Here is a 12,549-nt window from a genome sequence, read left to right as displayed (position 1 = left end):
AGGGGGATACAAATGATGACAACACGTTTTCCAAAAGAATTTTTATGGGGCGGCGCAACAGCTGCGAATCAATTAGAAGGTGCTTTTGATCGTGATGGCAAGGGCTTATCCGTTGCTGATGCAATGCCGGGCGGAAAGCAAAGATTTGCGATTATTGGTAGTGAAGACTTTGATTGGACGATGGATGAAGAAAAATATATTTACCCAAATCATCGAGGAATCGAACATTACGATCATTTTAAAGAAGATATTGCTTTATTTGCAGAAATGAATTTCAAATGTTATCGTTTCTCGATTGCTTGGTCACGAATTTTCCCTCAAGGAGACGAGTTGACGCCAAATGAAGCCGGGTTACGTTTTTATGATCAGTTGATTGATGAATGTTTGAAGTATGGTATTGAGCCTGTAATCACGATTTCTCATTATGAAATGCCGTTGAACTTAGCCAAAAAATATGGTGGTTGGAAAAATCGCGAATTGATTACTTTTTACGAACGATTTGCAGAAACAGTCTTGACTCGTTACCATGAAAAAGTAAAATACTGGATGACGTTCAATGAAATCAATTCAGCTTTTCACTTTCCTGCTTTAAGCCAAGGACTTGTTAAAAGTAATGGGGCAGCAGATTATCAAAATATTTTCCAAGCGTGGCACAATCAATTTGTTGCTAGCAGTAAAGCAGTTAAGCTTGCTCATGAATTACGTTCAGACATTGAAGTTGGGTGCATGATTATTTATGCTACTACTTATAGTATTGATTCGAACCCAGTGAACCAGGTGGCAACAATGATCCAAAATCAAGAATTTAATTTCTTTTGTACGGATGTGCAAGTTCGTGGAGAATATCCTGCATATACCTCTCGAACTTATGCAAAATATGGTGTTGATGCTAGCCTTTTAGAACAAACAGTGGAAGACTTTGAGTTGTTGAAACAATATCCTGTCGATTATATTGGCTTTAGCTACTATATGTCTAGTGCAGTTGATGAAGTTAGTCCAGAAGCAGACACATCAATTGGTAATTTATTAGGTGGAGTCAAAAATCCATTCTTGGAAGCAAGTGAGTGGGGATGGCAAATTGATCCAGATGGTCTTCGAATTGCATTGAACGAGTTATATAATCGTTATGAAAAGCCATTGTTTATCGTAGAAAATGGCTTAGGTGCAATTGATGAAGTCAATCCCGATGGAACGATTGATGATGATTATCGAATTGATTATTTACGTCGACATATTGATGCAATGGCGGATGCGGTGGCAGATGGTGTTGATTTGATGGGCTATACCCCATGGGGCTGTATTGATTTGGTGAGTGCTTCTACTGGTGAAATGAGCAAGCGTTATGGATTTATCTATGTTGATCTTGATGATAATGGTGTTGGTACGCTGAATCGTTCGAAGAAAAAATCATTTGATTGGTATAAGGAAGTTATTAGAACGAATGGTGAAAGAGTATAAAGCTGTGAAAAGGTTGTGGTGTAAAACGCTTAGCTCTGAAAAGATAGCGAGCAGACACTTAAAAGAAAAACAAAATCACTACTTTCTATACAATAAAGAAGTCTGGGAAATCTACTAGATCCCAGACTTTTATGTTCTTCTTTTTGTATTTTATTTTTTATATGCTATTCTTTTACTAAGAGTAAAATAAAGGGTGAAACTATGAAGAGAACGCGGGTATTATACTTAGAAGTTGCAGACAAAATCAAAGCAGATATTTTCTCTGGAAGGTATCCTGTAGGTTCCATGCTACCGACAGAAAATGAACTAGAAGAAATGTTTCAGGTAAGTAAAATCACTGTGCGCAAGGCAATCGAATTGCTAGCTTCTGATGAATATGTGGAAAAGAAAAGTGGACGTGGTACAACAGTTTTAAGTAATCGTCCCTATAATCGTTTATCGAAAGCAGCAAGTTTTACACAAATTTTAGAAAATTCACAACACGAGGTACGCAAAGAAACATTAGAGCTTACTTCAATTGATCTAGCTGAGGAAGATCCGCTATTTTCTTCTTTTGGAAATCATGCGGTACGCTTCAAACGATTGTATTACCTCAATGAAAAACCATATATTTATTTTGTGCATTATTTACCAAAAACAGTCACTGAGCTAGACGAAAAAATGTTCCATCAAGAGTCTTTATATCGTTTGTTAACTCAAAAAGGTTATGCAATTGACCAATTTTCAGATGATTTCTCTGCGGTATTTTTAAGTGAAGAAGAACAAGCAATCTTGAAAACAAATGAACCGCTGGGAATGAAACGCATTAGGCGTTCATTGACAGAAGAAGGACAGCTAGTTGAGTACTCAGAAGCTATCTATCACACGGCTTTACATCCTTATCATATCGACTACGAAACATAAGTGTGTTGAAGCAAAAAAGCAAGGGATGTTATCCCCAAAAAAGAAAAAGTGGAACGTCAATCGTTTCACTTTTTCTTTTTTTGAATTTTAAAAAGCGTTTACATTGCAAACGAGATGTGTTATTCTCTTTGTGTAAACATTATAATGTTATAACAACAAAAGGGACTAGAGGGGGAGCAACATGGATAAATTTGTAGGCATCATTGAGCAAAAAATTATGCCAGTAGCCAATCGAATTGGAACACAACGACACATGACTGCAATCAGAAAGGGAATCATCGCAACAATGCCATTAACGATTGTTGGTTCATTTTTCACTATTTTGTTAAATATTCCAATCGAATCAGTTGCTGCAATGATCGAACCATACCGAGAAATTTTAGACATTCCATTTCGCTATACTGTGGGGATCTTAGCATTATATGCAACTTTTGGGATTGCTTCATCATTAGCAAAAAGCTACAAAGTCGATTCATTAACAGCTGGAATTTTAGCACTAATGTCATTTTTGATTGTTGCAGCACCGCCAACACGTGTGTTTGAAGATGTAGATAGCGTGATTGGTGCAGGACGTTATATCAATATTGCTAATTTAGGCTCAGGTTCATTATTTGGTGCAATCGTAACTGCAATTATTTCTGTAGAAATTTATCGTTTCTTTATTGAAAAGAAAATTACCATCAAAATGCCAGATGGTGTGCCACCTGAAGTAACCAATTCATTTGTCGCTTTGATCCCAGGTGCGGTGATCTTGATTTTCTTCTGGGTCATTCGTCATATGTTAGGATTTGATTTGAATGGCTTCTTGAGTCAAATTTTGATGCCTTTAAAAGGGATTCTAGCTGGCAATAGCTTGTTTGGTGGTTTACTAACTGTTTTCTTAATCTGTTTCTTCTGGGTTTTAGGGATTCATGGTCCAGCAATCATGGGACCAGTTATCCGTCCATTTTGGGATATTTCAATTGCTGAAAACATTGATGCATTCAATGCTGGAGCAAGTGCACAAAACATGCCAAATATTTTCACAGAGCAATTTTTACAATGGTTCATTTGGATTGGTGGCGCTGGCACAACCCTTGCTTTAGTCGTGTTATTCATGTTCTCAAAATCAAAATATTTGAAGAGTTTAGGACGATTATCGATTCTTCCAGGGTTATTTAACATCAATGAACCAGTGATTTTCGGTGCGCCAATCGTGATGAATCCTGTTTTAGGTATCCCGTTTATCGTAGCACCATTGATTACCACGACTTTATCTTATGTCTTAACAATTAGTGGAGTTGTTCCAATGATGGTTGCACGCTTACCATTTGCGATGCCTGCCCCAATTGCTGCTTGGATGAGTACGAATTGGAGCGTAGCCGCAGGAGTCTTAGTAGTAGTGAACTTTTTCATTACGTTAGGAATCTACTATCCATTCTTTAAAGTATTTGAAAAACAACAGCTAGCAAGAGAAGCTGAAGAACATGCACAAGAACAAGCAACACAAGAAGTATTGAATACTGGAATCACGCAAGAACAATAAACAACGAAGGGCGGGATGCAGTCCTGCCCTTTATTCAATTGAATCAGCAAAAGTAAATGGTGGTGAAAAAATGGAACTGATCGTTGGCATAGTTGTGTTGATTGTTGCACATACTTATTTGGAAAAAAGAGGATTACCTCCAAAAATGGAGCAGATGAAATTACGTTATTTTCTAGTTATTGCAATCATTGGTATTTCAACTGTGATTATTTTGAGTGGGCTTTTTGCTAGTCTACATCAACTTGTAGGAATTGTGACCATTCTTTTTGCCACAAGTATTGCTTATAAGTACAGAAAAAAATTTGAAAAAATGGAACGAGGAGAAGAAGTATGAAAAGAGTTTTAGGTATTTCAGTTTATCCAGACCACAGTGACAGTGAAACAGATCGTGCTTATATTGAACTGGCGCATCGCTATGGTTTCCGTCGAATTTTTATGAGTATGTTAGAAATCAATGAAGAAAGTGAAGTTGTCAAAGAAAAATTCAAAAATTTGATTTTTTTCGCCAAATCACTTGGGTATGAAACGATTTTAGATGTTGTACCAACGATTTTTGAACAGCTTGGTATTTCTTATGATGATTTGAGCTTTTTCCACGAATTAGGTGCGGATGGCATTCGTTTAGATCTGGGCTTCGATGGGAACAAGGAAGCAATGCTAACGTATAATCCTTATGAATTAGCAATCGAATTAAATATGAGTAATGACGTTGCTTACTTAGATAACATTTTGACTTATCAAGCAAATACACCATTCTTATATGGTTGTCATAATTTTTATCCTCAAGAGGGCACAGCTTTACCATTTGAATTTTTTGAAAAATGTAGCCAACGTTTTAAACGTCAAGGCATTCGCACAGCGGCATTCATTACTTCACAAGTTGGAGAAATTGGTCCTTGGGATATCAACGATGGGTTACCAACATTAGAAATGCATCGTCATCTACCTGTTGAAGTTGCTGCAAAACATTTATTTGCGACAGATTTGATTGATGATGTCATTATCGGAAATGCGTATGCTTCAGAAGAAGAGCTACAAGCTTTAGGTAAGATTGATCGTTATCAAAGTGTTTTTGCAATTGAATTTGTAGCAGAAGTTAATGAAGTAGAACGACAAATCGTATTGAATGAACAGCATGTTCGTCGGGGAGATATTACGAATCAAGTGATTCGTTCCACGGAAGTACGAAAAAAATATAAAAATAAAAGTAACCCTGTTCATGATGCAAGTTTTGAATTCCAAGTGGGGGATGTTGTGATTGGTAATGATCAGTTTGGCAAATACAAAAATGAACTACAAGTCGTTTTAGAGCCTCATAGTGATCCAAGAAAAAATAAAGTAGGTACAATTCGTGAGGAAGAGCTTATTTTATTGCCATTTATCCATCCTTGGTCAAAATTTAAATTTATTGAAAAGTAGGGTGTCGCCATGTTTGATTTAGTAATAAAAAATGCAAAAGAACTTAAAGGTCCTTCCTTTGAAATTGGTGTTGTAAATGGAAAAATCAGTCAAATTGCGCCCAAAATTACAGGAGAGTCAAAAGAAACATTGACCTTAACCTCACAGCAGTATTTATCGGCTGGTTGGATTGACGATCATGTACATTGTTTTGAAGAAATGACACTTTATTATGACTATCCAGATAAAATCGGTGTTGAAAAAGGTGTGACGACTGTTATTGACGCCGGAACAACTGGTGCAGAAAATATTGCAACGTTTTACAGGTATGCTAAGCAAGCAAAAACGAATGTTTATGCGTTGTTGAATATCTCTAAATGGGGAATCGTCACGCAAGATGAACTAGCTGACTTAAGTAAAGTGCAAGAAGCATTAGTAAAGAACAAAATCAATGAACTTCCTGAATTTATTGTTGGGATCAAGGCGCGAATGAGTAAAACCGTAGTAGGAAAAAATGGTATCACTCCATTAGATTTAGCCAAAAAAATCCAAAATGAGAATCAGCATTTACCTTTAATGGTTCATATTGGTTCAGCACCACCAGAATTAGCAGATGTTTTAGCCAGAATGGAAAAAGGAGATGTCTTGACTCACTGTTTCAATGGGAAAAGTAATGGTATCCTTGATTCAAAAACAAATGAAATCAAACGGATTGCCAAAGAAGCTTTTGCGAAAGGAATCATTTTTGATATTGGTCATGGGACAGATAGCTTTAATTTTCATGTGGCAGAAGTCGCGCAACAAGCAAACATCAAAGCGTCATCAATTAGTACGGATATCTATATTCGTAATCGGGAAAATGGACCAGTTTATGATTTAGCAACTACGATGGAAAAGTTACATGTCATTGGCTATTCTTGGGAAGAAATCATTGAAAAAGTAACAAAGATACCTGCGGAAAACTTTCACTTAGCAAATAAAGGTCAGTTAAAAGAAAAGTTTGACGCAGATCTAACGATTTTTGAATTTCTAGAAGAACCAAAAGTGTTAACAGATTCCAATGGTTTTACTCGGACGACGAATAGTCAAATCAAACCAGTCAAAACCATTATTGGAGGGGAAATTTATGACTGTCAGCTATGAAAAATTCCACTTAAAAGAAGTCATCAATGCTTCCGGCAAGATGACTATCTTAGGTGTATCAAAGGTTTCGGAAAAAGTGCTAGAAGCACAACGTTTTGGCGGTGAACACTTTTTTGAAATGAGTGAATTAGTGAAAGAAACAGGGAGCTACTTAGCTGGGTTACTTCAAGTCGAAGATACGCAAATCGTTTCGAGTGCTTCAGCTGGAATTGCACAATCAGTTGCTGGCATTATTGGGCAAGGAAGTACCTATCACGTGTACCATCCATATACTAAAAAAATTACTAAGCGAGAAATCATTTTACCTAAGGGCCATAATGTCGATTATGGTACTCCTGTTGAGGTGATGGTCGAACAAGGCGGTGGACAAGTTGTGGAGGCAGGCTATGCCAATATGTGTACACCTGACCATCTAGAAATGATGATTACTGAAGAAACAGCAGCAATTTTATATATCAAAAGCCATCATACTGTTCAAAAAAGTATGCTGAGTGTGCAAGAAGCTGTAGCGGTGGCACATCAACATAACCTTCCGTTAATTGTCGATGCAGCAGCAGAAGAAGATTTGTTTACTTACAGTCAATTGGGCGCTGACTTAGTGATTTATTCTGGCGCGAAAGCAATTGAAGGACCTAGTGCTGGCTTAGTGATTGGTAAGAAGACATATGTGGAGTGGGTTCGTTTACAAAGTAAAGGAATCGGACGAGCAATGAAAATCGGTAAAGATAACTTACTAGGCTTCACCCAAGCTGTTGAGGACTATTTACTTACAGGAAGTGAAACAGGAGAAGCAATGAAAGAAAGGTTAGTTCCTTTTGTTGAGGCGATGAACCAATTACCAAGCATTGAAGCGAAAATTGTACAGGACGGCGCTGGTCGAGATATTTATCGAGCAAGCATCAAAGTTTCAGGTGAAAAATCAGCTAAAGAAGTGATTACTGAATTGAAGGAAAAGGATCCTGCTATCTATACTCGGGAATATCAGGCAAACAATGGTGTGATCGAATTTGATATTCGTTCAGTAACTAATGCTGAGATGCTAAAAATCGTTACACGATTAACGGAAATTTTAAACTAAAACCAATTGATGAGGAGAATGAAGAATGTCACTTAGTCCAAATTATTTAGCCGATCGAATTTGTCTAAACGTTTTAGCAAACTCTGTCGAAAACGCAAAAGCATGTTATGAAGCAGCCAAGGGTCATATTGTTTTAGGCGTTCTTTCGAAAAATTATGAAACTGATGAAGCAGCGATTGCTGATATGAAGAAATACCAAGAAGCAACCAATAATGCTTTGTCTGTTGGCTTAGGTGCGGGTGATCCCAACCAAAGTCAAATGGTTTCAAGATTATCAGCTGTTTTGCAACCACAACATGTGAACCAAGTATTTACGGGGGTAGGTGCTTCACGAGCATTACTACAACAAGAAGAAACAGTTATAAATGGTCTCGTGTCACCGACTGGAAAAGTAGGCTATGTCAATATCGCAACTGGGCCATTAAGTGCACAAGCACCTGCAGCTGAAGTACCAATTGAAACAGCTATTCAGTTATTAAAAGATATGGGTGGGACATCCATTAAATATTTTCCTATGAAGGGGCTTACGCATAAAGAAGAATATCAAGCAGTCGCAAAAGCTTGTGCAACATTCGATTTTGCGTTGGAACCAACAGGAGGTATTGATTTAACGAATTTCGAAGAGATCGTGCAGATTGCCGTTGATGCTGGCGTGAAAAAAATTATTCCTCATGTTTATAGCTCAATTATTGATCCAGAAACAGGCGATACAAAAGTCGAAGATGTTGAAACGTTATTGGAAATGATGGAGAAGCTGGTGAAGTAAAGTGAAAAAAATGAAGATTGGTGCATATGGAGAAGTGATGTTACGCTTGACGCCCCCAGAACATTTGCAATTAGAACAAACACATACGTTGCGAATGGCATATACGGGAACAGGTGTGAATCTGGTTGGAAATTTAGCACATTTTGAAATAGAAAGCTATTTGTTGACGGCTTTACCAGACAATCGTTTAGGAAAAGCTGCATTAGCTAATTTAAAAAGTTTAGGTATTCAAACAGAATATATCATTCAACAACATCAACACATTGGTACGTACTTTGCAGAGATGGGATTCGGCGCAAGGCCAACTGAAGTTACTTACCAAAATCGGAAAAGCAGTTCGTTTAGTTTGTCTTCAATCGAAGCGTATGGTGTGAAGCGATTCATTGAACAAGTAGATATGGTTCATATCTGCGGAATTAGTCTGAGTTTGACTGAGATTACAGCGCAAACGGCGATTACGTTGGCAAAAGAAGCACATGCTGCAGGAAAAATCGTTTGTTTTGATTTCAATTTTCGCCCCAGTTTAAATCAAGAAGCAGGGAAAAAAGAACAAATGAAGCAGCGTTACGAAAAAATATTACCTTATTGTACGATTGTTTTTGGTTCGACCCGAGATCTGGTTGAGTTGATGCAATGGAAATCGAGCGTCTCCGTTACAGAAAGTGAACCTGCTTTTATCCAATCATTTTTAGCACATTATGACATTACATGGTTCGCTGGAACAAAACGTCAAGTGATTGATCATGAAAAATTTTTGAGTGGTTATTTGATGACGCCGACAGATACATTCGAATTACCTAAGCAACGATTGGAAGTTTTAGATCGAATTGGTGCTGGCGATGCGTATGCTGCGGGAATTCTACTTGGCTTTGCTGAAGGCTGGTCCTTGGAAGAAACTGTGGCATTTGCCATTGCTAATGCTCGACTTGCTCATGCAATCCAAGGAGATGTGCCGCTAACAACGCGAAAACAAGTCAAGCAATTACTGGAACATCCAGAAACAGACTTGATTCGTTAAGAAAAAGATTGTGGCGCCAAGCGATCAGCTCCGAAAAAATAAAGAACAACTCTGAAAAAAATAGCCTTTCATATTTTGTAACAGTTGTGAATTATTACGAGGAGTAGTTTTGTGAACACCACCTATTCAAAAACAGGAGCTGTGACAAAAGGATTGTCACAGCTCCTGTTTTGCTATTGTTGATGCTAGTTTTTTATTTCAAGTGTTTGTATCAGCAAACTAATCTACTCTAGTCCATTCATCTAGACTTTTTCCATTCTCATCTAGAATTTCCAACCAACTGTTTGTCCCCCCAAAGTAAAGAAACAAACTGACTTCATTGACACTTTTCAAAATAATATCAGCAGTTGTTTTATTACCAGAAATATTTTCTTGATGATCGGCACGTAATTTGTCACCATACTTTGCAGCGTAACTCACCGATCCATCTTTATTGAGAGGGGCTTCTGTCATCATGATTGCTCCTTTTTTAACTAACATTTCATTTCGGCTTTTCCAGTAAAGAGTGGCTTTACTGCCACGAAAATGAACGGTGAAAGGAATTTTACTGACTTCTTTTGACCATCGATGACGTGCTTTTCCTGGTTTCTTTTTCTTTATTTCTGTTGGCAAGAAGGAGTAACCAAGTGTTGTTAATAAACGTAAAAATTGTTCGCGTGATTCCTCAATTTTTGGTAAAACATTTGCAGGAATTTGCTTTGCAATATCTTTTGGTTTTGAAACCGTTAAGTTATTTTCTTCTGCAAGTGTGAAAAAGGAATGGCTTAAATAATTTGCTTCCATTTCCCAAGGGAGTGATACCAAAATAAGCGTATCAAATTCTTTAGGTGCAGAATCAATTCCAATACAGTGACGATTTTGGAAGTACAATTCAAAAGAGTTGTCTGCAGGTGCCACTTTCTTACTTGAAATTGTTAAGGTACCTTGTCCATCAGCTAACTCGATAATTGTTTGATCTTTTTTGATTGTTCCAGTGAATGAAATTGTCATAATGTTCACCTTTCTCTCTTGTTTAGTTTGGCAATAGCTACGTTCAGTTTAGCATGAATGAAAAACAACTTCTCTTTATTCGGCTCTAACTTTGGTGATTTTAGCAAAAGAACGCTAAAATAAAGAGAACTTGAGAAGTTTAGAAAGAGGCGAGAACATGAATTATTTTATTAGTGATCTTCATTTTTTTCATGAGGCTCTATTAGGACAAAATGATTTTGCTCCACGTTTATTTAAAACAGTTGACGAAATGAATGCCCAACTTATTGATAGTTGGAATGCTATCGTAAAAGAGCACGATACCGTTTATCATTTAGGTGATCTTGCTATGCACCCCCAGTATGAAAAAGGAAGTCAAGAAATACTGGAACAAGTGAAACAACTAAATGGAAAAATCCATTTTATTAAAGGGAACCATGATAGCCGTGCCTTTTTTCGTTATTTAGAAAAAAATGATCCTGGAATGATGAATCAAGATAAGAAGTTTTACTTTCATGATGTCGGCGCAATTGTTAAATTTAATCATCATCAATATTATTTAACGCACTATCCTTTACTGCTGGGACAAAATGATGCAGTCCGTAATTTACATGGACACATCCACAATTACAGTGTTCCAATTGGAAACGATGTAAATGTTGGTGTGGATGCTCCGGAAAGAGAACTGCTAGGTAGAGCATTGCCATTTGGATCGCCGCTGTCAGAAGTCAATATTGATGAAATTTTTCAAGCAAAACAAGAAGAACTAGCAAAAATCAACCGAGTATAAGAAAAACTTATTTTATATAAAACGATGATTTTTTGATTACAAGTTATTGAAATTATTTTTGGTGAAATCTTAAGAACAAAGAGATGAAATTTTCAAAAAAATGACGTATAATGGAAAGCACTGAAAAGTTGCGACCTTCAACTCGTAGATGTTTCAGAAAATCTAATTGAAATGATGGTGATAGTATGACAGACAACAGCAAAACACGCGTTGTCGTAGGGATGAGCGGCGGAGTCGATTCATCAGTAACAGCACTTTTACTAAAGGAACAAGGGTATGATGTAGTCGGTATCTTCATGAAAAATTGGGATGATACAGACGAAAACGGCGTATGTACGGCAACGGAAGACTACAAAGATGTTGCAAAAGTTGCGGCGCAAATCGGGATTCCTTATTACTCTGTAAATTTTGAAAAAGAATATTGGGATCGAGTATTTGAATATTTCTTAGCAGAATATCGTGCAGGGCGAACACCGAATCCAGATGTAATGTGTAATAAAGAAATCAAGTTTAAAGCATTTTTAGATTATGCAATGGATTTAGGGGCAGAATATGTAGCAACTGGACATTATGCACAGGTATCTCGTGATGAAAATGGTGTCGTTCACATGCTTCGTGGCGTGGACAACAACAAGGATCAAACCTATTTCTTGAGCCAATTGTCACAAGAACAATTAGCAAAAACAATGTTCCCACTAGGTGGCATGGAAAAGTCAGAAGTACGTGCTATTGCTGAACGTGCTGGCTTAGCGACAGCAAAGAAAAAAGATTCAACAGGAATCTGTTTTATTGGAGAAAAGAATTTCAAACAATTTTTGAGCAACTACTTACCAGCGAAAAAAGGAAATATGGTAACTCTTGATGGTGAAGTCATGGGACAACATGCTGGTTTAATGTATTATACAATCGGTCAACGCCAAGGATTAGGAATTGGTGGCGGTGGAAAGACACAAGAACCATGGTTTGTTGTAGGAAAAGATCTAACAACAAATACGTTATATGTTGGACAAGGATTTAATCATCCAGCATTGTATGCAACAAGCCTTGAAGCAAGTGAAATTCATTTCACAACCAACAATGAAATGCCAAAAGAATTCAAATGCACAGCGAAATTCCGTTATCGTCAACAAGATGTCCCTGTAACGGTTCGTTTACTTCCTGGAAATCGTGCTGAAGTCATTTTTGATGAACCAGTGCGTGCAATCACGCCGGGGCAAGCAGTTGTCTTTTATGATGGAATGGAATGTTTGGGTGGCGGTTTAATTGATAATGCTTTCCAAGAAGCGAAAGTGTTGCAATATATCTAAAGGTTGCGGCGCAAATCGTCCAGCTCCGAGACGATAAGGAAGAACAGTATACATCGTTTTGAGCAAGCAATCATGAGTACGCTAGGTCATAAAAAAGAAAAAATAGCTACTCCTAACTTAGGAGTAGCTATTTTTGTTGTCCACTAACAGAAAAGAAGATAGATGTGAGAAAAGATTCATTGATATCACTATCA

12 protein-coding genes are annotated in these 12,549 nt (G+C 37.3%); 11 read left to right on the top strand and 1 reads right to left on the bottom strand.

Features of this window, described 5'->3' with window-relative positions:
• The first annotated feature begins 15 nt into the window (after positions 1-15).
• The 9 genes from AC4BC3_RS10060 to AC4BC3_RS10020 all read left to right on the top strand — a co-directional run bounded on the left by AC4BC3_RS10060 (position 16) and on the right by AC4BC3_RS10020 (position 9,289).
• The gene (locus AC4BC3_RS10060; protein WP_490467313.1) at positions 16-1,458 is read left to right on the top strand and encodes a glycoside hydrolase family 1 protein; all 1,443 of its coding nucleotides are present in this window, start codon (positions 16-18) and stop codon (positions 1,456-1,458) included.
• A gap of 201 nt (positions 1,459-1,659) precedes the next feature.
• Positions 1,660-2,361 (top strand): GntR family transcriptional regulator, encoded by a 702-nt coding sequence (locus AC4BC3_RS10055; protein ID WP_206907245.1) that lies wholly within the window; start codon positions 1,660-1,662, stop codon positions 2,359-2,361.
• Between the two features lie 181 nt (positions 2,362-2,542).
• A complete protein-coding gene (locus AC4BC3_RS10050; protein ID WP_206907244.1) occupies positions 2,543-3,886 on the top strand; it encodes a PTS sugar transporter subunit IIC in 1,344 nt (447 codons plus the stop codon).
• Positions 3,887-3,956: 70 nt separating this feature from the next.
• On the top strand, positions 3,957-4,220 hold the full coding sequence (locus AC4BC3_RS10045; RefSeq protein ID WP_206907241.1) for a hypothetical protein: 264 nt from the start codon (positions 3,957-3,959) through the stop codon (positions 4,218-4,220).
• A complete protein-coding gene (locus AC4BC3_RS10040; protein WP_490466409.1) occupies positions 4,217-5,305 on the top strand; it encodes a DUF871 domain-containing protein in 1,089 nt (362 codons plus the stop codon). The genes AC4BC3_RS10045 and AC4BC3_RS10040 overlap by 4 nt, the downstream gene beginning before the upstream one ends.
• A gap of 9 nt (positions 5,306-5,314) precedes the next feature.
• A complete protein-coding gene (locus tag AC4BC3_RS10035) occupies positions 5,315-6,427 on the top strand; it encodes an amidohydrolase/deacetylase family metallohydrolase (protein WP_490466408.1) in 1,113 nt (370 codons plus the stop codon).
• Positions 6,411-7,505, top strand: coding sequence for a DgaE family pyridoxal phosphate-dependent ammonia lyase (locus AC4BC3_RS10030; protein ID WP_206907235.1), 1,095 nt, complete (start codon positions 6,411-6,413; stop codon positions 7,503-7,505). The genes AC4BC3_RS10035 and AC4BC3_RS10030 overlap by 17 nt, the downstream gene beginning before the upstream one ends.
• 25 nt (positions 7,506-7,530) lie before the next feature.
• Entirely contained in the window at positions 7,531-8,271 is a 741-nt protein-coding gene (gene dagF, locus AC4BC3_RS10025) for a 2-dehydro-3-deoxy-phosphogluconate aldolase (protein WP_490466407.1), read from the top strand.
• A gap of 10 nt (positions 8,272-8,281) precedes the next feature.
• On the top strand, positions 8,282-9,289 hold the full coding sequence (locus AC4BC3_RS10020) for a sugar kinase (RefSeq protein WP_206907368.1): 1,008 nt from the start codon (positions 8,282-8,284) through the stop codon (positions 9,287-9,289).
• Positions 9,290-9,508: 219 nt separating this feature from the next.
• Here the strand turns inward: AC4BC3_RS10020 and AC4BC3_RS10015 are convergent, their stop codons facing one another.
• Positions 9,509-10,279, bottom strand: coding sequence for a hypothetical protein (locus AC4BC3_RS10015; protein ID WP_490467312.1), 771 nt, complete (start codon positions 10,277-10,279; stop codon positions 9,509-9,511).
• 157 nt (positions 10,280-10,436) lie between these two features.
• Between AC4BC3_RS10015 and AC4BC3_RS10010 the strand changes: the two genes are divergently transcribed.
• Positions 10,437-11,048, top strand: a complete 612-nt coding sequence (locus tag AC4BC3_RS10010; RefSeq protein ID WP_490466406.1) for a metallophosphoesterase family protein — start codon at positions 10,437-10,439, stop codon at positions 11,046-11,048.
• Between the two features lie 185 nt (positions 11,049-11,233).
• A complete protein-coding gene (gene mnmA, locus AC4BC3_RS10005) occupies positions 11,234-12,355 on the top strand; it encodes a tRNA 2-thiouridine(34) synthase MnmA (RefSeq protein ID WP_067482668.1) in 1,122 nt (373 codons plus the stop codon).
• Positions 12,356-12,549 lie beyond the last annotated feature (194 nt).

The organism is Enterococcus sp. AAFC-DPL-6103 (genome assembly GCF_058216595.1).
This window is presented reverse-complemented; position numbering and strand designations above follow the sequence as displayed.